Source organism: Methanothermobacter sp. EMTCatA1 (genome assembly GCF_002356395.1).
Taxonomy (GTDB): domain Archaea; phylum Methanobacteriota; class Methanobacteria; order Methanobacteriales; family Methanothermobacteraceae; genus Methanothermobacter; species Methanothermobacter thermautotrophicus.
Window position 1 is genome coordinate 1,386,869 of record NZ_AP018336.1, and the last position, 21,184, is coordinate 1,408,052.

General features: G+C 48.5%; 20 protein-coding genes. 17 read left to right on the top strand and 3 right to left on the bottom strand.

Features of this window, described 5'->3' with window-relative positions; translation table 11 throughout:
• Positions 1-25: 25 nt before the first annotated feature.
• Complete coding sequence (gene fdhD, locus tca_RS07410; protein ID WP_286708770.1) at positions 26-772, bottom strand: formate dehydrogenase accessory sulfurtransferase FdhD; 747 nt, start codon at positions 770-772, stop codon at positions 26-28.
• Positions 773-889: 117 nt separating this feature from the next.
• On the opposite strand from fdhD, the gene nuoE reads away from it, so the two are divergent.
• Together nuoE and tca_RS07420 are read left to right on the top strand one after the other, a co-directional pair.
• Complete coding sequence (nuoE, locus tag tca_RS07415) at positions 890-1,339, top strand: NADH-quinone oxidoreductase subunit NuoE (RefSeq protein ID WP_269899279.1); 450 nt, start codon at positions 890-892, stop codon at positions 1,337-1,339.
• A 10-nt stretch (positions 1,340-1,349) separates the two neighbouring features.
• Positions 1,350-3,227, top strand: coding sequence for an NADH-quinone oxidoreductase subunit NuoF (locus tag tca_RS07420; protein ID WP_286708771.1), 1,878 nt, complete (start codon positions 1,350-1,352; stop codon positions 3,225-3,227).
• 106 nt (positions 3,228-3,333) lie between these two features.
• On the opposite strand, the gene moaA is transcribed toward tca_RS07420, so the two are convergent.
• A complete protein-coding gene (gene moaA, locus tca_RS07425) occupies positions 3,334-4,251 on the bottom strand; it encodes a GTP 3',8-cyclase MoaA (RefSeq protein WP_286708772.1) in 918 nt (305 codons plus the stop codon).
• Between the two features lie 74 nt (positions 4,252-4,325).
• Positions 4,326-5,000: a molybdopterin-guanine dinucleotide biosynthesis protein B gene (gene mobB, locus tca_RS07430; protein WP_286708773.1), complete on the bottom strand. Its 675-nt coding sequence runs from the start codon at positions 4,998-5,000 to the stop codon at positions 4,326-4,328.
• An 82-nt stretch (positions 5,001-5,082) separates the two neighbouring features.
• Here mobB and fdhF point away from each other — a divergent pair, with 82 nt between their 5' ends.
• The 15 genes from fdhF (at position 5,083) to tca_RS07505 (ending at position 21,144) form a co-directional block, all read left to right on the top strand.
• Positions 5,083-7,737 (top strand): formate dehydrogenase subunit alpha, encoded by a 2,655-nt coding sequence (gene fdhF, locus tca_RS07435; protein ID WP_286708774.1) that lies wholly within the window; start codon positions 5,083-5,085, stop codon positions 7,735-7,737.
• 97 nt (positions 7,738-7,834) lie between these two features.
• Positions 7,835-8,311: a 4Fe-4S binding protein gene (locus tca_RS07440; protein WP_269899282.1), complete on the top strand. Its 477-nt coding sequence runs from the start codon at positions 7,835-7,837 to the stop codon at positions 8,309-8,311.
• Positions 8,289-9,338, top strand: coding sequence for a tungsten-dependent formylmethanofuran dehydrogenase subunit FwdF (gene fwdF, locus tca_RS07445; protein WP_269899283.1), 1,050 nt, complete (start codon positions 8,289-8,291; stop codon positions 9,336-9,338). Before tca_RS07440 ends, fwdF begins: the two co-directional genes overlap by 23 nt.
• A 14-nt stretch (positions 9,339-9,352) precedes the next feature.
• Positions 9,353-9,601, top strand: coding sequence for a 4Fe-4S binding protein (locus tag tca_RS07450; RefSeq protein WP_010877164.1), 249 nt, complete (start codon positions 9,353-9,355; stop codon positions 9,599-9,601).
• Entirely contained in the window at positions 9,598-9,990 is a 393-nt protein-coding gene (fwdD, locus tag tca_RS07455) for a tungsten-dependent formylmethanofuran dehydrogenase subunit FwdD (RefSeq protein ID WP_010877165.1), read from the top strand. The genes tca_RS07450 and fwdD overlap by 4 nt, the downstream gene beginning before the upstream one ends.
• A gap of 20 nt (positions 9,991-10,010) precedes the next feature.
• Positions 10,011-11,720, top strand: a complete 1,710-nt coding sequence (gene fwdA, locus tca_RS07460; RefSeq protein ID WP_269899284.1) for a tungsten-dependent formylmethanofuran dehydrogenase subunit FwdA — start codon at positions 10,011-10,013, stop codon at positions 11,718-11,720.
• Positions 11,717-12,529 (top strand): tungsten-dependent formylmethanofuran dehydrogenase subunit FwdC, encoded by an 813-nt coding sequence (gene fwdC, locus tca_RS07465; protein ID WP_269899285.1) that lies wholly within the window; start codon positions 11,717-11,719, stop codon positions 12,527-12,529. The genes fwdA and fwdC overlap by 4 nt, the downstream gene beginning before the upstream one ends.
• Positions 12,530-12,547: 18 nt before the next feature.
• Positions 12,548-13,849: a formylmethanofuran dehydrogenase subunit B gene (locus tca_RS07470; RefSeq protein ID WP_286709246.1), complete on the top strand. Its 1,302-nt coding sequence runs from the start codon at positions 12,548-12,550 to the stop codon at positions 13,847-13,849.
• Positions 13,850-14,042: 193 nt separating this feature from the next.
• Positions 14,043-14,870 carry a nitrogenase iron protein gene (nifH, locus tag tca_RS07475; RefSeq protein WP_048061088.1) on the top strand — a complete coding sequence of 276 codons (828 nt, stop codon included), beginning with the start codon at positions 14,043-14,045 and terminating at the stop codon, positions 14,868-14,870.
• A 9-nt stretch (positions 14,871-14,879) separates the two neighbouring features.
• Entirely contained in the window at positions 14,880-15,197 is a 318-nt protein-coding gene (locus tag tca_RS07480) for a P-II family nitrogen regulator (protein ID WP_048061089.1), read from the top strand.
• Between the two features lie 8 nt (positions 15,198-15,205).
• Positions 15,206-15,574 (top strand): P-II family nitrogen regulator, encoded by a 369-nt coding sequence (locus tca_RS07485; RefSeq protein ID WP_010877171.1) that lies wholly within the window; start codon positions 15,206-15,208, stop codon positions 15,572-15,574.
• Between the two features lie 36 nt (positions 15,575-15,610).
• Positions 15,611-17,020: a nitrogenase subunit alpha gene (locus tca_RS07490; protein ID WP_286708775.1), complete on the top strand. Its 1,410-nt coding sequence runs from the start codon at positions 15,611-15,613 to the stop codon at positions 17,018-17,020.
• A complete protein-coding gene (locus tag tca_RS07495) occupies positions 17,021-18,400 on the top strand; it encodes a nitrogenase component 1 (protein WP_286708776.1) in 1,380 nt (459 codons plus the stop codon).
• The gene (gene nifE, locus tca_RS07500; protein ID WP_286708777.1) at positions 18,369-19,805 is read left to right on the top strand and encodes a nitrogenase iron-molybdenum cofactor biosynthesis protein NifE; all 1,437 of its coding nucleotides are present in this window, start codon (positions 18,369-18,371) and stop codon (positions 19,803-19,805) included. Before tca_RS07495 ends, nifE begins: the two co-directional genes overlap by 32 nt.
• Entirely contained in the window at positions 19,798-21,144 is a 1,347-nt protein-coding gene (locus tag tca_RS07505) for a nitrogenase component 1 (protein WP_286708778.1), read from the top strand. Before nifE ends, tca_RS07505 begins: the two co-directional genes overlap by 8 nt.
• Positions 21,145-21,184: the final 40 nt, after the last annotated feature.

The following is a 21,184-nucleotide window of genomic DNA, read 5'->3' on the forward strand; positions in this document are numbered from 1 at the left end:
ATCTCTCTATTCTGAGAACCGATCCCTAAATTATCCTCTCAGGGTGGCTGTATATATTGAATCTCTTCCCGCGGACGAAACCGAGCATTGTAAGACCCGTCCGCTGGGCAGCATCATAGCCTGAGGATGTTGGGGCGGCGTTGGATGCTATAATCGGTACCCCTGCACGGACGACCTTTATGAGCATATCCGCTGGCATTCTACCACTATAGACAATGAAGCTCTCTCTGAAATTAACACCATCCATTGCACCGGAGCCTATTACCTTATCGACAGCCACATGCCTGCTGACATCCTCAAAAACCCTGAATTCATCACCTGTTACAAGTGCAGCCACATGGGTACCCCCGGTCATCCTCCAGACAACCGCAGAGTTCACCATACGCTTGAATGCCCTGAATATGTCATCAGCCCTGACCCTGAACTCTGAATCAACGGGTTCCACCATTTCCACCCTCTGCCTCCAGCCACCGAAACAGTCGGATCCCATCACAAGCTCCCTTCGTATATCAAGATCTCCTGATTCTATCTCAGCATCGATTATGTTATCACTGATTTCAATGGATAATATATCATCGACGGAGTCCACCAGACCCTCACCAAGGAGGTAACCTGTTGCAAACTCCTCAAGGGCCTGGGGGCTTGCTGTGAAGCGCTGCTCCATACCACCATTTATCCGTATACGCACCTCAATGTCATTAACGACCTTTTCAAGGACCCTTCTCCTTTCATCGTCCACACGGAAAGCATCAACCTCTCTGTACAGTGACATGCACCCACCACCTCACATCTAAAAACATATATCCATCTTTGCTTAACAGTTAAACAATCTTTTGTCCTTAATCTATAATAGATTTGAGTTCATGACTCTCTAACCTGGAGGTTTTGAATGGACGAGGAATTAAACAGAATATTTGCGGGTTACACTGGCCATAAATCTGAAATCATACCCATACTGCAGGATATACAGGATGCATACGGTTATCTTCCAGAGGATGCCCTGGAAGAAGCAGCTCGCTTCACAGGGGTTAGCAGGACCCATGTATACGGGGTCGCCACCTTCTATGCCCAGTTCAGGTTCAAACCAAGGGGGAGAAAGCACATAATGGTCTGCACAGGAACGGCATGTCATGTCAGCGGAGCGGAACAGGTTCTCGATGCACTTGAGAGGCACCTCGGCATAGAGGAGGGGGACGTTACAGATGACATGGAATACTCACTCGAATCCGTGGGCTGTATAGGGTGCTGCTCCCTCGCACCCTGTGCAATGGTGAACGATGAGGTTGTATCACGCATAAAACCATCAAGGGTAGGTAAAATATTCCCAAAAAAGTCTTAGAGTGTCTTAAATGATAGAAAAAATTGCAGGGGACTCCCTGAAGGAATACATGTCCCTCTTCAGGGGCGAAGCTACCATACTTATAGGTTCAGCCACCTGCGGAAGGTCTGCAGGGGCCCAGAAGATAGAGGAGATAATGAGGCAGAGGGCAGCAGAACTCTCAGTTGATTGCAGGATCATACACACAGGCTGCATGGGCCTCTGCTACGCCGAGCCCATGGTGGTCATATTCAACGGGGATAGCCGTGGTTACATCTACGGCCCGGTGAACCGTAAACTCGCAAAGAGGATAATCCAGGAGCACCTGGTGGAGGCGGGGGAGGCTGGACCCATAGGTTCTGTGGACATCGCCTTCAATGGCGACTCATTTGAACCTGTTTACACCCTGGAATTCATGGAGGGACAGTCAAGGAGGATACTCCGAAGATGCGGCCTTATAGACCCTGAAAACCTGGGACACTACCTGGCAACCGGAGGCTACAGGGGCCTCATGAGGGCCCTTGAAATGGAACCTGATGAGGTAATTGAGGAGATTAAGGGCTCCGGCCTCAGGGGCCGCGGAGGCGCGGGATTCCCGACATGGCTCAAATGGAGTCTCTGTCGCCAGGAGGCCTCAGAAGTGAAGTACCTCATTTGCAACGCCGATGAGGGAGACCCGGGGGCCTTCATGAACCGTTCACTCATAGAGGGGGATCCCCATGCCCTGCTTGAGGGGATACTCATAGCCTCCTATGCAGTGGGTGCCAGGGAGGCCTACATCTACTGCAGGGCAGAGTACCCACTTGCCCTTGAGAGACTCAGGGGAGCAATATCCGATCTGAGAAATCTGGGACTCCTCGGTAAGGATATCCTCGGGTCAGGTTTCGACCTGGATATAAAGATAAAGGAGGGGGCAGGGGCATTTGTCTGTGGAGAGGAAACAGCCCTGATATCCTCAATTGAGGGTAAGAGGGGAATGCCAAGGACAAGACCCCCATTCCCAACAACAAGGGGCCTCTGGGGCAAACCCACCGTTATAAACAATGTTGAGACCCTTGCAGCTGTTTCAATGATAATGCAGCACGGTGCAGACTACTTCAACTCCATGGGAACCCCTGAAAGCAGGGGAACCAAGACCTTCTCCCTTGTGGGCGATGTCAGAAGAACCGGCCTCATTGAGGTCCCCCTGGGCACAACCCTGAGGGAGGTCATCTTCGATATTGGAGGGGGAGTTGTGGATGGAGAGCTGAAAGCGGTACAGATCGGGGGCCCTTCAGGGGGATGCCTCCCTGCTGAACTTATAGATACAGGTATAGACTATGACTCCCTCACATCTGCAGGGGCAATAATGGGTTCAGGCGGCCTTGTTGTTCTATCGGACCGCACATGCATGGTTGAACTTGCAAGGTACTTCCTTGAGTTCACGCAGAGGGAGTCCTGTGGAAAATGCGTACCCTGCCGCGTGGGGACAAGGCAGATGCTCATGATACTCAATGATATCGTGGAGGGTTCAGGAAGACCTGAAGACCCGGAGATCCTCAGGGATGTAGCTGAAGGTGTCAGGGCAGCCTCACTATGCGGCCTCGGCCAGACATCACCAAACCCGGTTCTGACGACACTCAGATACTTTGAGGACGAGTACCGTGACCACATAAACGGCAGGTGCACAGCCGCAGCATGCAGTGAACTGATGCACTACATCATAGACCCTGAAAAATGTGATGGATGCATGGCCTGCATCAAGACATGCCCGGCGGAGGCCATAAAGGGTTCAAGGGACGAGGTGCATGTTATAGACCAGGATGAGTGCCTCAAGTGCGGGTCATGTCTTGATATATGTAAAAGGGATGCTGTCAGGAGGGTTCCCGGCGCCTACCCCCAGGAGAACCTATTCAGCAGGGATTACTGAGAAGGAAGATGGGTGGCAGGGCACACTTCAGCCGCAACCTTCAGGCCACAACTAAGTTAGTTATTTAGATGATCCCTCAAACGAATATCCTTTTCTCAGAAACAGTTCATGGAGTGTAGTAGGGGGATCTCCTTCTTATGGCCTCAAAGAATAGTTCACGAAGTAGGTCAGTGTCGTTTTCCCTCAGGGCGTCCCTGGTATCCACGAGGTTGTCGTTTCTGAGGAGGCAGGGTTTCAGCTTCCCATCAGGGGTTACCCTGAGCCTTGTACAGTTTGCACAGAACCTTGTATTGTCCATGGGCCTCACAACCTCGATTTCCCCCCCATCTATATAGTACTTCTTGCGGTCCTGCATGAATTTTCTGGTTCTGATTTGGTCCGCCCTCTCTGCAAGTTCCGCTTCGATGGGGGTGATGTCGCAGTGGTATCTTTCGACGGCGTCATCATGGCAGCTTTCTGTTTTGAGGAGTTCAATTATCTGGAGCACCACGCCCTTCTCCCGGCAGAATTCAAACATGTCCCATACCTCGTGGTGGTTCACACCCCTGAGGATCACCATGTTTATCTTGACCGGATCAAGTCCCACATCAACGGCACTGCTTATACCAGACTTAACCCTTTCAAGGTAATCCTTCCGGGTTATGAAGCGGTAGGTCTCAGGGTTGAGGGTGTCAAAGCTCACATTGACCCTGTCAAGTCCAGCTTCGCTCAGAGCCGTGCTGTACCCTTCAAGGAGGGTGCCGTTGGTTGTTATGGATATGTCCCGGAATCCGATGTTATTTATCCTCTCAACTATTTCAACTATATCATCCCGTATGAGGGGCTCTCCACCTGAGAGACGTATCTTCCCCACACCGAGGTCGGAGGCAACCCTGCAGAGCTTCTCTATATCTGCAGCCGACAGTTCTCCCCGGGATGAGGTCATTCCGTCCCTGTGGCAGTAGATACAGTTAACGTTGCAGCGACCTGTTATGGATAGCCGCAGTGACATAACCGGTCTTCCGTGTCTGTCCTGGACATGCATTGATTTACCTCTGAAATTGGGTGGATGCCATTATATGGTTTCAGTCACCTCCCCATGACTGAGCTCCATGTGGACTATTTTATGATGAGATCAACCCTTCCATTCTTAAGGCTTTCTGTTTCGAGGGCATCAATCATACCCCTCACAGTCTTTGATATGAACTCCTGGACGAAGGGGTTCAGCGGGACAGGTTTTTCATCGATCCTGAGGAGAACCCTCTCGGGCTGACTCCTGCAGTCGACATCATCAGCCTCTCCACGGATCTTGGCCTCTCTGAACTCTCTGCATGAGCTGAACCCGCATTTCTTGCAGTTGAGGTCCTGCAACAGACCATAACTCCTCCTTTTCAGGAGATCAATGAGCTCATCCACATCCTCCAGTGAGAAGGGATCAACAACCTTCACTGTGAAGTCGCCGGGGGCGGAGGTTGATACGCTGGCATACTCCATCTCCTTGAAGCCTTCAACTATGAGGAAGTCCAGGTCATCAAGGATTTCAAGGGTGCCAGCTATCTCCTCAAGGCCCATCTCCCTTTCAAGGAGGAAGAAGGTTTCCCTCCCACTCCCGGCGACGATCTCTGCACCGGCCCTCCTGTGCTTATCAGTATCCTTCCCAGGGAAATCAAAGCCGGTATGGGTATGTTTAAGTGTAGCGACCCTGTAGCCCTTCCCGGTGAGTTTCTCCACGATTTTCTCCACAAGGGTGGTCTTTCCGGTGTCCTTTGTACCGGTAACGCCGATGATCTTCATCCTCTTCACCTCGCTCTCTACTCATAACCTTTATCTGTGCATCGTGATAAAGTTTCACCATAAAAAGGACACTGAAGATAACATGAAGGGGACTGTTAAATTTAGAATAGATGGAAGGGAAGTTGAGGCTGAACATGGAATGACCGTCCTTGAGGCGGCACTTGCAAATGACATATACATCCCCCACCTCTGCTTCAGGGAGGGTATCGAACCCTTTGGGGGATGCAGGCTGTGTCTGGTGGAAAACGATGAGGGACGTCTTGTAACGGCCTGTGAAACTCCTGTAGAGGATGGTGCGAACTTCGTATCTGAATCAGAGAGGATAAATAATATCAGGAGAACCGTGCTATCCCTTCTGATATCAGAGCACAGCAGGGAGTGCCTTTCATGCCCCTCATCAGGGGACTGCCGTCTCCAGGATGTCTCATCCTATCTTAATCTGACAGAGGATGACCTTTCGAGACTCAGACCCGATTTACCTGAAGCAGAACCAGATGAATCAAACCCCTTTTTCGTTAGAAACCATGATAAGTGCATTCTTTGCGGTTTATGCGTAAGGGTCTGCAAGGCTACCGGTGCAGAGGCCATAGATTTCGCCTACAGGGGACATGACACCAGGATATCCACCTTCATGGACAGGGCCATCATCGAATCAAGCTGCGTGTCCTGCGGGGAATGCGTGGAGGTCTGCCCTGTAGGGGCCCTTGTTTTAAGGGGAGAGAAACCCTTCACCGAGGTGAAGACGGTATGCCCCTACTGTGGTGCTGGCTGCGGCATCTACCTTGGTGTGAGGGGGGACCGGGTTGTGAGTTCAAGGGGAGACCCTGATAATCCGGTTAACAGAGGTAAACTATGTGTTAAGAGTAGATTTGCATTGAATTTTGTAAACAGCCCTGAAAGACTTAAAAAGCCACTCATAAAGGTCGGTGACAGCTTCATTGAGGTGGAGTGGGAGGAAGCCTTATCCAAAGTGGCTGAGAGGTTATCAGAGTACCGGGGTGATGAGTTTGCTGCAGTTGCATCTGCAAAGTGCACCAATGAGGAGAACTATATCCTCCAGAAGTTTACGAGGACCGTGATGTTATCCGGTAACATCGACCACTGTGCAAGGCTCTGCCATGCACCCTCCATAAGTGGCCTCAGCATGACGCTGGGTAGCGGTGCAATGACAAACTCAATAGCTGAACTTGAAGATTCAGCATGCATCCTGGCGGTGGGGACCAACCCCACCGAGACACACCCCATAACGGCCTACAGTGTAATCAGGGCCATCAGCTCAGGTGCAAAGCTGGTGGTCATTGACCCAAGGAGGACGAGGATCTCGGAGCTTGCAGACATCCACCTCCAGAACAGGCCCGGGTCTGACATTCCATTGATCATGGCAATGTGTCGTTTCATCATTGAGGAGGGTCTCCATGACAGGGTATTCGTGGAGTCAAGGACAGAAGGCTTTGATGAATTCAGGGATGCGGTCATGGCCCTGGACCTGGAGGAGGTTGAAAACCTCACCGGTGTTGAAGCCGAGGATATAAGAAGGGCTGCAATCACCTACGCATCAAACCAGCCGGCCTCCATCATATACTCAATGGGCATCACCCAGCACGTTGATGGTACCGCCAATGTGATTGCACTTAGCAACCTCGCCCTCCTTACAGGTAACCTCGGTAAACCATCTGCAGGCATAAACCCGCTCAGGGGCCAGAACAATGTCCAGGGAGCCTGTGATATGGGGGCACTTCCGGATCTACTCCCCGGCTACCAGGGGCTGGATGGGTCATCCGGGTTCTCTGATAAATGGGGTTCACCCATACCGGGACCCGGGATGACGCTACCTGAGATGTTTGACGCCGCCCTGGAGGGACGTTTGAGGGCCATGTACATAATGGGTGAGAATCCCCTGATCAGTGAACCTGATGCTGAGAAGACCAGGAAGGCCCTTGAAAATCTTGATTTTCTTGTTGTCCAGGACATATTCCTGACAGAGACTGCTGAGCTTGCTGATGTCGTTCTTCCGGCATGTGCATGGGCAGAGAAGGATGGGACATTCACCAACACCGAGAGGAGGGTTCAGCTGCTCAGGAAGGCCATTGATGCTCCCGGGGAAGCAAGGACTGACTGGGAGATAATCTGTATGCTGGCAGAGAAGATGGGGGCTGAGGGCTTTGATTATGGATCATCCTCGGAGATATTCAATGAGATAGCAGCACTTGTGCCAGCATATGCCGGCATATCACATGAGCGGCTTCAGGATGGTGGCATACAGTGGCCCTGCACATCTGATGACCATGAGGGCACACAGTACCTGCATTCTGAGAGATTCTCAACACCCACAGGCAGGGCGTCATTTATCCTGCCAGAGTATCAGGAAAGGGATGTCTCAGAGGAGTATCCATTTGTCCTTGTAACCGGCCGCAACCTCTACCAGTACCATACAAGATCCATGACAGGGCGCGTGCCGGAACTTGATTCATTCTCTGAGAGTGAGGAACTTCTCATTAACCCTCTGGATGCAGCAGACCTCGGAGTTGAGGATGGTGACACGGTCCTCGTGAAATCAGAGAGGGGGTCTCTGGAGGTGAGGGCAAGGGTTGCAGGGGAGGTCATGGAGGGTGTTGTATTCATGACATTCCACTTTGCAGAGACCCCGGCAAATGTCCTCACCGGGGGAGGGTGTGACCCGGCATCAGGGATGCCTGAACTGAAATTCACACCCGTCACCATAAAACCTGTGGGGTAGCCACACACCTATATATATATATTTTTCTATTTGATTTTTGTAGAAAATTATTATATGGGCGGCGGTCAAATGTGTGATTAACACACATGGTGACCCTATGCCGAAACATATAGTTTCTGGACTCAAATACATAGCAGCTGTAAATCTGACAAAGCAGGGCCATTCACAGAGAGAGATAGCTAAGGCTCTCAACATGAACAGATCAACTGTTTCTCACTACCTCAACGGCAGGAACCTCTCCTGGAGGTCAATAGAGGTTGCAAAGGTAATAACAGAGATGTGTCCAAGGGACTTCCTTCTTCTCACCCACTCCCTTACACAGAACACAGAGATGACAAGGACCATCATAAAAACGTGCCAGAAGCAGAAATTTCAGGGAAAGGTCAGGAACTCATGTATTGGGTGCGGGCTATGTGTGGACACATGCCTTATGAAGGCCATAACTTTAAGAGACCTCAAGGCACATATAGAATCCGAATGGTGCTGCGGGTGTCTCATCTGTGTTGATATGTGTCCAACTGATTCTATAGAAATAAAGGAGGTAGAACTTGATGGAAACAACCGAAGTAATTGAAGGTAAGAACATTACCGTGGAGCGAACCGGTGAAGAAGACAGAAAGTTAATCTTCCAGGATTGCCTCTGCGCTGTTTGCGGACTCTGCGGTGAAATCTGTCCTGTGAACGCCATTGAAGTCAACCCGACAGGCGCAATGGTGAGAACCGAACAGGACGAGTCAAAGATATGCATCGATGAGAACAAATGCGTCCTCTGCGGTATGTGCAGCTCAATCTGCCCATTCCAGGCACTGGACCTTCAGATTGACGGAACATCAATAAAGGAACTTGCAGAATACCCAAAAATCATCAAATCAGCTGAGATAGATGATGAAACATGTATACAGTGCAAGGCCTGTGAAACAGCATGTCCACAGGATGCCATAACCATAACAAGGGACCTGCCCGAAAGGAAGGACCTCATAACAGGTGAGATCGAGATAGACAAGGAAACCTGTATCTACTGTGGAATGTGTGAGGAGATGTGTCCGGTTGATGCGATAGAGATAGACCACCAGGTGCCGACCTCCTCAAGTCCAGCAGTCGCGACTGACATACGAGTCGATGAGGATAAATGTGTCCACTGCGGTATATGTAAGAGGATATGCCCTGTTGACGCCATAACTCAGGTCTGCAGGATATGCCCATACGGTGAATACGAGATCAAGGTCCCGGAGATCACAGGAACCTCCTACATCGACCCTGAACTCTGTGTGAACTGTGGATGGTGCCAGGAGATATGCCCTGTTGACGCTGCAACGGTGACAAAGCCCTTCGAGGGAGAACTCATAATCGACGAGGACACCTGCCAGGCCTGTGAAACCTGTGTGATGGCATGCCCATGCAACGTTTTATCATTCCCTAAACCAGAAAAACCAGGTGAAAAACCAGTCAAGCTCTACAAGGACGAAAGGTTCTGCATATACTGCGGCGCATGTGAGAGGTCATGTCCCGTTGACGCAATAGAGGTTAAGAGGAGCAGGATAAATACCACTCCAATCAAATCAAAGGCCTGGAAGAACGCCTTTGAATCACTACTCAAATAAATGGAGGTAATCAGATGGCAATAGGACTTAAGGCATACCCTGAACTCTGCCATGGATGTGGAAACTGCGTGATCGCATGTCCAGTGAACGCCCTCAGAAGCCCCGAGGTTGCAGGTGGAAAGGGGCCAACAGATGATGTGGAGATCATCATGATAGTTGAGGACGGGGTTGTTAACATAAAGAACCCTGATCTCTGTGGAAAGTGCGGCACATGTGTTGAAAGCTGCCCTGTTGATGCAATCAGGCTGGAGGAATTAGAATGAGAGTCATACTAAACACAGGAAGGACCATCTGGCAGGGACAGGCTATAGAGTCCGGTAAGGACCTTAAGATGTACGTCGATGCAGCTGCCATAATTCAGATGAACCCTGACATGATGAAGCAGCTCGGAATAAGCGAAGGAGACAACGTGAAGGTCATCTCAGAATATGGGGATGTCGTTGTAAAGGCTGTTGAAGCTAAGGAGCCACTCCCAGAGGGAATGGTTTACATACCAATGGGGCCCTGGGCCAACAGGGTTATAAGGCCAGATACTGATTCAACAGCAACACCCAGCTTTAAGAACATACCGGTGGAGATCATACCCACCGATGAAGAGGTTCCTGACATGCCAACCCTCATGAAGGTCTACGGTAAGGTAGGTCAGATCTAAAGCTCAGCGGGAGGATTCAAATGGAATACATAATCAAAAACGGATTTGTTTACTGTCCTCTTAACAACGTCGATGGAGAAAAGATGGACATCTGCGTCAAGGATGGTAAAATAGTTGAAAGCGTCAGTGACAGCGCAAAGGTCATTGATGCATCTGGAAAAATGGTGATGCCCGGAGGTGTCGACCCTCACTCCCACATAGCCGGTGCAAAGGTCAACGTGGGAAGGATGTACAGGCCAGAGGACAGCCGCAGGGACGCTGAAAAATTCAGGGCCGGAAGGGCCGGAAGCGGTTTCTCAGTACCATCAACCTTCATGACAGGTTACAGGTACGCCCAGATGGGTTACACCACAGCAATGGAGGCAGCCATGCCACCACTGCTTGCAAGGCACACCCATGAGGAATTCCACGACACACCGATAATAGACCACGCAGCATACCCACTGTTCGGTAACAACTGGTTCGTGATGGAGTACCTGAAGGATGGCGACGTGGATGCCTGTGCAGCCTACGCATCATGGCTCCTCAGGGCCACCAAAGGTTACGCAATAAAGATAGTTAACCCTGCCGGTACAGAAGCATGGGGATGGGGTGGAAACGTCCACGGAATCTATGACCCCGCACCCTACTTTGACATAACACCCGCAGAGATCATAAAGGGACTCGCAGAGGTCAACGAGAAACTCCAGCTACCACACTCAATACACCTCCACTGTAACGACCTTGGACACCCTGGAAACTACGAGACAACCCTGGCATCCTTTGACGTGCCAAAGAACATAAAACCAGACCCTGCAACCGGTGAAAGGGACACAGTACTCTATGCAACCCATGTCCAGTTCCACAGCTACGGTGGAACAACCTGGAGGGACTTCGTGTCAGAGGCACCAAAGGTTGCTGACTATGTAAACAGGAACGACCATGTTGTGATAGACGTTGGTCAGATAACCCTGGATGAGACAACCACCATGACCGCAGACGGTCCAATGGAATACGACCTCCACTCACTCAACGGCCTCAAATGGGCAAACTGTGACGTGGAACTCGAAACAGGTTCAGGTGTCGTACCATTCATATACTCTGCAAGGGCACCGGTCCCAGCGGTCCAGTGGGCAATCGGAATGGAACTCTTCCTCCTCATAGACGACCCCGCCAAGGTGTGCCTCACAACAGACAGTCCAAATGCAGGGCCATTCACACGGTACCCCCGGGTCATCGCATGGCTCATGAGCAACAAGTACAGGATGAACCTCATTGAGGGAGAACTGCACAAGTGGGCCCAGAGGAAGAGTACAATAGCAACAATCGACAGGGAGTACACATTCTCAGAGATAGCACAGATCACAAGGGTAACATCTGCAAAGGTCCTGGGTCTCAGCGAAACCAAGGGACACCTCGGAGCAGGTGCAGATGCAGATATAGCAGTCTACAACATCAACCCTGAAACAGTCGATCCATCAGCAGATTACATGGCCATTGAGGAAGGATTCTCAAGGGCAGCATACGTCCTCAAGGACGGAGAAATAGTTGTTAAGGACGGAGAAGTTGTGGCCTCACCACACGGAAGGACCTACTGGATTGACACCCAGGTGGATGAGTCCCTCTACAACGAGGTTCTCGCCAGTGTTGAGAGCAAATTCAAACAGTACTACTCTGTCAACTTTGCAAACTACCCTGTGCAGGACGAGTACCTGCCAAAATCTGCTCCAGTTAAAGGGGTGATGTTATGAGTGAAATAATACTAACTCCAAAGGAACAGCCCGAAGTGCCACTGGAGGCACCAAACATCAAACCTGATGTCTTCGCAGGAAAGTCAATAGATGAGATCAGGAACATCCAGATAATGCACGGTAACGAGGTAGTTAAGCTTGGAGACTTCTTCGAGGTCAGCGGTGAACCAGCAGACTCAGCAGCCGACATAAAAATCATAATCGACGGCGATGTCTACAACACCAAGAGGATAGGCCAGGATATGACCGCCGGTGAAATCCTGGTGAAGGGTAACGTGAACATGTACGTCGGCGCAGGTATGAAGGGCGGTAAGATCACAGTGGAAGGCAACGCAAAATCCTGGGCAGGACAGGACATGAGAGGAGGAGAACTCGAAATCCTCGGAGATGCGGGCGACTACGTCGGATCCTCCTACCGTGGTGACTGGAGAGGTATGAGCGGTGGAGTCATAACCGTACATGGAAACGCTGGAAACGAGATCGGAGAGTACATGAACGGCGGCAAAATCATCATCAAGGGTGATGTTAACATAATGCCTGGAATACACATGAACAACGGCCTCATAATAATCGAGGGCAACGCCGTTGCAAGGGTCGGCGGTGAAATGGCAGGCGGGACAATAGTCGTCAAGGGAATGATAGAGGAATTCCTCCCAGGATTCAAGTACCTCGGTGTTGAAAAGGACATAGAGGTTAACGGGGAAACCTTCCCTGGAGCATACTACAAGTTTGAAGGAGATCACGCAATTAAAGGAGCTAAGGGTATGGTCTATGCGGCTGTCGGATGTAACGGCCACATAGAACCCTAAACTTTCTTGGAGGTAATTATCATGGAATATGTGAAAAATGTGGTCTGCCCCTTCTGCGGAACCCTCTGTGACGACATCATATGTAAGGTTGAGGGCAACGAGATCGTTGGAACCATCAACGCATGCAGGATAGGTCACAGTAAGTTCGTGCATGCAGAGGGTGCAATGAGGTACACCAAACCACTCATAAGAAAGAACGGAGAATTCGTCGAGGTTAGCTACGACGAGGCCATAGACAAGGCAGCAAAGATTCTTGCAGAATCAAAAAGGCCATTGATGTATGGATGGAGCTGTACCGAGTGCGAGGCACAGGCCGTCGGGGTTGAACTTGCAGAGGAGGCCGGTGCAGTAATCGACAACACAGCATCAGTATGTCATGGACCATCAGTCCTCGCCCTCCAGGACGTGGGTTACCCAATCTGTACCTTCGGTGAGGTTAAAAACAGGGCAGATGTTGTGGTATACTGGGGATGCAACCCGATGCACGCCCACCCCAGGCACATGTCAAGGAACGTCTTCGCCCGCGGATTCTTCAGGGAAAGGGGAAGATCAGACAGGACACTCATAGTGGTGGATCCAAGGAAAACTGACAGTGCAAAGCTTGCAGACATACACCTGCAGCTCGACTTTGACCATGACTATGAACTCCTCGATGCAATGAGGGCATGCCTGCTTGGCCATGAGATACTCTACGATGAGGTGGCAGGTGTTCCAAGGGAACAGATCGAGGAGGCAGTTGAGGTACTCAAAAACGCACAGTTCGGTATACTCTTCTTCGGTATGGGTATAACCCACAGCAGGGGTAAGCACAGGAACATCGACACAGCCATTATGATGGTGCAGGACCTCAACGACTACGCCAAGTGGACACTCATACCCATGAGGGGTCACTACAACGTTACAGGGTTCAACCAGGTCTGCACCTGGGAGAGCGGATACCCCTTCTGTGTTGACTTCTCAGAGGGCGAACCCAGGTACAACCCTGGTGAGACAGGTGCAAACGACCTTCTCCAGAACAGGGAAGCCGATGCAATGATGGTGATAGCCTCTGACCCGGGAGCCCACTTCCCGCAGAGGGCCCTTCAGAGGATGGCTGAAATCCCTGTGATTGCCATTGAACCCCACAGGACCCCAACAACCGAGATGGCTGATATCATAATTCCACCGGCCATCGTGGGTATGGAGGCAGAGGGTACCGCCTACCGTATGGAGGGTGTCCCCATAAGGATGAAGAAGGTCGTTGACACAGACCTCCTCTCAGACAGGGAGATCCTCGAGAAACTTCTTGAGAAGGTAAGGGAGTATAAGGCCTCTAAGTAGGTCCGATCCTAAATAAATTCTATTTTTTCCATTTTCTTTTTTCCATTTTCTTCTCATGAAAACTGTTCAGTTTTTGCTTTTTTGTTCTTTATTTTAACCATTTACCAAAAAATTTAAATAGATGTTTCAACAATTGGAAATTGTCGGAAGGCAGAAGCATACTTCCGGCAATGTTGAAGATGGTGAATGGTGCATGGTAAGAAAAATCGCGATATATGGAAAGGGTGGAATCGGAAAATCCACAACACAGCAAAACACTGCAGCTGCAATGAGCTACTTCCATGGTAAAAATGTGATGATCCATGGATGTGACCCAAAGGCAGATAGCACACGCCTGATACTTGGAGGTAAAATGCAGACAACAATGATGGATACCCTCCGTGAACTTGGAGAGGTCGCATGTACACCGGATAAGGTTATTGAAACAGGCTTTGGGGGAATAAAATGTGTTGAATCAGGAGGTCCTGAACCCGGCGTAGGATGCGCTGGCAGAGGGGTCATAACTGCAATAACCCTCATGGAAAGACATGGAGTCTATGAGAAGGACCTGGACTTTGTATTTTTTGATGTACTGGGTGATGTTGTATGTGGGGGCTTTGCAATGCCTGTTAGGGATGGGAAAGCGGAAGAGATATACATAGTGGCATCTGGGGAGATGATGGCACTCTATGCAGCCAATAACATCTGTAAAGGGATGGTTAAATATGCCAGGCAGAGTGGAGTGCGTCTCGGGGGCATAATATGCAACAGCAGAAACGTTGATGGGGAGAAAGAGCTTCTTGAAGAATTCTGTGAAAGAATAGGTACACAGATGATACACTTTGTTCCAAGGGACAACATAGTACAGAAGGCTGAATTCAACAAAAAATCGGTCATAGAATTCGATCCAGAGTGTAACCAGTCCCAGGAGTACAGGGAACTCGCAAGGAAAATAATTGAAAACAAGGACTTCGTGATACCTGAACCAATGACAATGGATGAAATGGAGGAACTCGTTGTAAAATACGGAGTTATGGATTAGGTGTTAAAGATGAAGATGATAAGGGCCATAATAAGACCAGAGAAGTCTGAAGAGGTGATTGATGCCCTCGATAAAGCTGGATTTCCAGCCCTAACAAAAATGGATGTTGCAGGGAGAGGTAAACAGAGGGGGATACGCCTTGATGAGATCTACTATGAGGAGTTACCAAAGACCATGCTCCTCATAGTTGTGGATGACAGTGATGCAGAGAAGGTCATAAACACTGTCCATGAAACAGCATTCACAGGTAACATTGGGGATGGTAAAATCTTTGTAAGTCCTGTGGAAAGTGCATATACCATCAGGACAAGGGAAGAGGGTCTTTAGGTGTTTTAATGAAGGAGATAATAGCCATAATAAGGTCAAACAAAATGAAAAAGACCAGGGATGTCCTTGAAGTTCTCGGGTTTCCCGCCATGAACGCCAGAAGAGTCCTGGGAAGGGGGCATCAGAGGGCCATAATTGACGATGTTAACATCCCCTTTCCTCCAGAGGGTATTGAAGAGTCGAGAGGTACAATGAGGTATATTCCTAAGAGGATGATCAGCATCATGGTTGAAGACAGGGACGTGGAGCTGGTTGTGGAGGCCATAATGAAGGTAAACCACACAGGCAATATTGGGGATGGTAAAATCTTTGTATGCCCAGTGGATGATGCTGTAAGGATAAGAACCGGCGAGAATGGGGATGTGGCACTTCAATAGAGTGAATTGAATGGACTTACTTGAAGGATGATTTAAATGCCATTTAAACTGTTTGATGTTGACGCTGAAATACCTGAGAGAAAAAAACATGTCTATATAAAGAGGAAGGAAGATCCCGAAGAGGATCTGCCCTCATGTAACACAAAGACAATCCCTGGTTGCATGACTGAGAGGGGCTGCGCCTTTGCGGGTGCAAAGGGTGTCATAACCGGTGCAATAAAGGATGCTCTGCATGTTATCCATTCCCCTGTTGGATGCACAGCATATGGCTACGGTACAAAGAGGTATCCCACATCACAGGAAATGCCTGATGGCAGCCTTTTTCCCATTGAAAACTTCAACTTGAAGTATATAACGGGCACAAATCTCACAGAGACAGATGTTGTGTTTGGGGGTATGGATAAACTCAAAAGATGCATCATCGAGGCTGCTAAAGAATTCCCAGAGGCAAATGCTGTTTACACATATGCAACATGCACAACCGGTCTCATAGGAGATGATATTGAAGCCGTTTCAAGGGAGGTTTCAGAAGAAATAGGGAAGGACGTGGTTGCAATAAATGCCCCCGGGTTTGCGGGTCCAACACAGTCAAAGGGGCATCAGGTTGCAAACTACACACTGTTTGAGAACCTTGTGGGAACTGCAGAGCCTCCGGTAGTAACAGACTATGATGTAAACCTCATAGGAGAGTACAACATCGATGGTGACCTCTGGGTTCTCAAGAGATACTTCGAGGAGATGGGAATAAATGTCCTCAGCACATTCACTGGAGACTGCTGCCATGATGAAATAAAATGGATGCACAGAGCTAAGCTTAGCCTGGTCCGGTGTCAGCGTTCAGCCACATATATTGCAAGGCTTCTGGAGGAACGTTACAATGTTCCATACATGAAGGTTGATTTCTTTGGAATAGAATACTGCAAGAGGAATCTCATGGCTATAGGGGAATACTTTGGGATTCCTGAAAGGGCAGAGGAGGTCATAAAGGATAGGATGGAGAAGATAGGCCCCGAAATTGAATATCTTCGTAATAAACTGGCTGGTAAGAAGGTCTGGGTATTTTCAGGGGGTCCTAAGAACTGGCACCTTCCACGCCCCCTTGAGGATGAACTTGGAATGGAGGTAGTTGCAGTTTCAACAATGTTCGAACACGAAGACGGCTATGAAAAAATCAAGAAAAGGGTCAGAGAAAATACGGTGATAGTTGATGATCCAAACTCACTGGAACTTGAGGAAATCATTGAAAAATACAGGCCAGATATCATCCTTTCAGGTATAAAGGAGAAGTATCTTGCCCATAAACTTGGTGTACCATGCGTTCTCATCCATTCCTACGAAAACGGACCTTACATAGGTTTTGAGGGGTTCCTGAATCTCGCAAGGGACATGTATGCATCAATATACAGTCCTGTCTGGGATCTCCTTGAATTTGAGGCAGGTGATTGAATGTCAGAAATAAATGTGATGGAAAGAACAAGGGAACTTGTGGTAAACCCTCTTGTGACCTGTCAGCCATTCGGGGCAATGTTCGCAACCCTTGGCATACGGAGGGGTCTACCGATAGTCCATGGTTCGCAGGGTTGCAGCACCTTTGTGAGGTATGGTCTTAATAGGCACTTCCGTGAACCTGCTGAAATAGCTGTCACATCGCTTCATGAGGATGCTGCGGTTTTTGGAGGCAGGAGCAACCTCATAGATGGTGTTAAAAATCTTGTGAAGAGATTCAGGCCAGAACTCGTAGGAATTGTAACGACCTGTTCAAGTGAGATAATTGGTGACGATGTGGATGGATTCCTGAGGGTTGCGGAGGCTGAATTAAGAGAAGAACTTGGAGAAAGATTCAGAACAAGGATGGTTAGCATATCAACACCAAGCTTTGTTGAACATCACTTAAGAGGATATGGAAATGCCATAAAATCGTTTATAGATACTCTTGCAGTTGATGAGGGGGACTGCAATGAGAGGATCAACCTGATACCAGGTATTGTTAACCCGGGTGATATACGGGAGATAAGGCACATCTTTGAGTTGATGGACGTCGACCCCATTATACTCACAGACACTTCGGATCCATTCGATTCACCACTACGACCATCAAAGACAGAGAAAATGCCATTCTATCCTAAGGGTGGAACAGTGGTTTCTGATATAGAGGAATCCTCAAACAGTATAGGAACACTTTCAATGTCAATGTATGGAAATGAAGCATCAGAAACACTTAAAAAGCGTTTCAATATTCCCAAGGAGCACCACATACCCATTGGTGTCAGGAATACAGACGATTTCGTCCGTTCATTGGTGAGAATAGCAGAAGTAGATGTGAGCGAAGAGCTTCTGGATGAAAGAGGCATCCTCATTGATTCAATGGCAGATATTAGCTCAAGATATCTCTTTGGAAGGACAGCAGCTGTTTACGGGGATCCCGACATGGTAATGGGTGTGTCAAGGTTCCTCTGTGAACTTGGAATCACACCACTCTATGCATGTGTCGGTGTCGATAATGAAGTCTTCAGGGAGGGAATGAAAAGAGTGGCATCTGAGGCAGATGAAAGGATAAACGTCATGATAAACTCAGATCTGAGGGCACTTGAAAGAGAACTTACAGAGGAACCTGTGGACTTTATGATAGGGAATTCGGATGGAAGGCTTATAGCAAGGGATCTTGGAATACCCCTTGTAAGGATGGGCTTTCCTGTATATGATAGAGTTGGGTATCACAGGATTCCTGTTGTGGGTTACCGTGGATCTGTCAATCTTCTAAACAGAATAACAAACACAGTACTGAGAGAATACTATGAACCACAGCACTGGAAACTCCAGCAATAATAAAGAATTTCCTGGAAGTAACCTTGAATTCCAGGTGGGGCATGTTGATAGGGTAATCGACACCATCCCCTCAAGGAGAGGACACTTCAAAAGGAGTGGAGGGGGAGGTCCATGCTGCAATAAGGCATCAGTACCGGGTATGGTTACTCAGAGATCATGTGTATACGGAGGCGCAAGGGTTGTTCTTATGCCGATAACAGATGCAGCTCACATAGTCCATGGACCTGTTGGATGCGCGGCATGTACATGGGATATAAGGGGCAGCAGAAGTTCAAAGTCAGATCTGTACAAGACGGGATTCTCCACGAACCTTGAGGAGAAGGATGTGGTCTTTGGCGGTGAGGACAGACTTCTCAAATGCATACTTGAAGTGGACGAAATTTACTCTCCATCAGCAATATTCGTGTACTCCACATGTGTTTCAGGTGTCATAGGCGATGATATCACCGCCGTATGCAGAAATGCAGAATATAAAACGGGAAAATGGGTAATACCCGTACAGTCTGAGGGTTTTAGGAGTTTCAATAAATCCTTAGGCCATCAGCTTGCCTGTGATGTCCTTCTTGATCACGTTATAGGTCGTGGAGATGCCGAAGTAGGGGAAAGGTCAGTTAATCTTGTGGGCGAATTCAATGTGGCGGGGGATTTATGGGAGATAAAGAGGCTCCTTGAGAAAATGGGCGTTAAGGTTGTTGCATCCATAACCGGTGATTCAACCGTGGCTGAGATTTCAGCCGCCCACAAAGCCCAGCTTAACCTTGTACAGTGCAGCAAATCATCTGGATACATCGCAGAGGAGATGGAAAAAAGGTATGGAACACCACACATCAACGTCAATTTTTTTGGTATGAGGGAAACCATGGATTCCCTCATTTCAATTTCAGAGTTCTTTGGACTGGAATTAGCAGAGAAATGGGTACTTGGAATGGTTGAGGAAACAAAGAGGAAGGTTGCCAGATACAGGAATACCCTTGAGGGAAAGAAGGTGGCCATATACGTAGGAGGTAACAAGGCGTGGTCACTCATAAGGGCATTTGAAGATCTGGGAATGGAGGTTATCATGAGCGGAACCCAGAATGGTCTGCCCAACGATTACCTTCGAATAATGGAGAAATCTGGCAGAGAGCTCATACTATTCGATGACGCCAATCCAGTTGAACTTTCAAGGTTGTTGAATAAATATCGACCAGATCTTTTTGTCTCAGGAGCTAAAGAGAAATACCTCTCATACAAACTTGGCATACCTTTCTGTGAATTTAATCATGACAGGATAAAGCCCTTTTCATGTTTCAGGGGATTTTTGAATTTTGCAGAGGAAGTTGATAAGGCTGTAAACAGCAGAGTATGGAAACTGACAGCACCAAGAACTTTTCTAAATTGCGGAGTTGAGTACGGTTATGAATAGAAACATAACAATAAACCCCGGAAGGATCTGCCAGCCACTTGGCGCCGTCATGGCTTTCCTTGGAGTCAGGGGAGCGATGCCACTAATACATGGTTCGCAGGGATGCAGTACATATATGAGGTTTCAGATAACGAGGCATTTCAGGGAACCAGTTAATATTGCATCAAGCTCATTGAACGAGGCAACGGTTGTATACGGTGGAGAAAAAAACCTTCTGAAGGCTATAAGAACGGTTGAGGAAAATTACAAACCGGAGGTCATAGGTGTTATCTCAGGTTGCCTTTCAGAGACCATAGGGGACGACATCAACAGGATTGTGAGGATCTACAGGGATGCGGGATCGGAATCCCGAATAATTCCGGTTTCAACACCTGGCTTCAAAGGGTCCCATGTGGATGGCTATGACATGGCAGTCACATCCATCCTCAGATCCATCGCAGGGGATCCCTCAGATCAGATAGAGAGGGTTAACGTTATAAATGGCATCATGAGCCCAGCCGACACATATGAGTTAAAGAGTATTCTTAGGAGTATGGGAACGGAATTCCTCATGATAACTGATACCTCAGAATCCCTTGATGAACCATTCAATGGAGACCCCTACTTCATAACGCGGCACGGAACACCCATAAGTAAAATAGAGGGGGCCTCTAACTCCATGGCAACACTAAGTCTTGGAGGATGTAAAGGCGGCCGGGTACTTGAAGGTAGATATGGGATTAAAAATATCGGTCTTGAGATCCCAGCAGGTCTTGAAAACACCGATCGTTTCATAGGTAAGTTAATGGAGCTCTTTGATGCAAGTATTTCACCGTCCCTCATGAGGGACAGGGGACGCCTGATTGATGCCATGATTGATGCACATCAGTATACCTATGGAAGGAATGTTGCAATCTTTACAGACCCTGGATATGCAGTGGCAATCACTTCCATGGTCCTTGAGATGGGAATGACACCTTCAGCCGTTTTTACAGGTTCAGAGAGCATATATTTCAATGAGAAAATTAGCCAACTTCAAAAGGAATACGGTTTCAAGTGTATGGCGATGAGTGGCGCCGATATATTTGATTTACAGTCATATATTTCAGAAAAACCCATTGATGTTCTCATAGGGAACTCTTACTGCGGTAGAGCGGCAGAAGAAAATGGAATACCCCTCATGAGGGTCGGCTTCCCGGTTTATGATAGACTTGGTTCCCAGAGGATAAGAATTGCAGGTTACAGTGGAGGTATAGAATTTGTTGATTCCCTCACCAACCTGATAATTGAAAGATACTATGATGAGGGTTATGAAATATCCGATGTGAGTGACGCTGATGAGAGCTGTTGCATCAGATGATTTGAAATACGTTAAAATACCTGTAGATGTGGATAATCTT

Bases quoted from the DNA above. Each gene is read 5' to 3' on its own strand.
- tca_RS07450 (WP_010877164.1), top strand. From the start codon at position 9,353: ATGGCAATAGGACTTAAGGCATACCCTGAACTCTGCCATGGATGTGGA.
- tca_RS07505 (WP_286708778.1), top strand. From the start codon at position 19,798: ATGAATAGAAACATAACAATAAACCCCGGAAGGATCTGCCAGCCACTT.
- fwdA (WP_269899284.1), top strand. From the start codon at position 10,011: ATGGAATACATAATCAAAAACGGATTTGTTTACTGTCCTCTTAACAAC.
- tca_RS07480 (WP_048061089.1), top strand. From the start codon at position 14,880: ATGAAGATGATAAGGGCCATAATAAGACCAGAGAAGTCTGAAGAGGTG.
- fwdD (WP_010877165.1), top strand. From the start codon at position 9,598: ATGAGAGTCATACTAAACACAGGAAGGACCATCTGGCAGGGACAGGCT.
- fwdC (WP_269899285.1), top strand. From the start codon at position 11,717: ATGAGTGAAATAATACTAACTCCAAAGGAACAGCCCGAAGTGCCACTG.
- tca_RS07440 (WP_269899282.1), top strand. From the start codon at position 7,835: ATGCCGAAACATATAGTTTCTGGACTCAAATACATAGCAGCTGTAAAT.
- nifH (WP_048061088.1), top strand. From the start codon at position 14,043: ATGGTAAGAAAAATCGCGATATATGGAAAGGGTGGAATCGGAAAATCC.
- nuoE (WP_269899279.1), top strand. From the start codon at position 890: ATGGACGAGGAATTAAACAGAATATTTGCGGGTTACACTGGCCATAAA.
- fdhF (WP_286708774.1), top strand. From the start codon at position 5,083: ATGAAGGGGACTGTTAAATTTAGAATAGATGGAAGGGAAGTTGAGGCT.
- fwdF (WP_269899283.1), top strand. From the start codon at position 8,289: ATGGAAACAACCGAAGTAATTGAAGGTAAGAACATTACCGTGGAGCGA.
- fdhD (WP_286708770.1), bottom strand. From the start codon at position 772: ATGTCACTGTACAGAGAGGTTGATGCTTTCCGTGTGGACGATGAAAGG.
- nifE (WP_286708777.1), top strand. From the start codon at position 18,369: ATGAACCACAGCACTGGAAACTCCAGCAATAATAAAGAATTTCCTGGA.
- tca_RS07495 (WP_286708776.1), top strand. From the start codon at position 17,021: ATGTCAGAAATAAATGTGATGGAAAGAACAAGGGAACTTGTGGTAAAC.
- tca_RS07490 (WP_286708775.1), top strand. From the start codon at position 15,611: ATGCCATTTAAACTGTTTGATGTTGACGCTGAAATACCTGAGAGAAAA.
- mobB (WP_286708773.1), bottom strand. From the start codon at position 5,000: ATGAAGATCATCGGCGTTACCGGTACAAAGGACACCGGAAAGACCACC.
- moaA (WP_286708772.1), bottom strand. From the start codon at position 4,251: ATGCATGTCCAGGACAGACACGGAAGACCGGTTATGTCACTGCGGCTA.
- tca_RS07420 (WP_286708771.1), top strand. From the start codon at position 1,350: ATGATAGAAAAAATTGCAGGGGACTCCCTGAAGGAATACATGTCCCTC.
- tca_RS07485 (WP_010877171.1), top strand. From the start codon at position 15,206: ATGAAGGAGATAATAGCCATAATAAGGTCAAACAAAATGAAAAAGACC.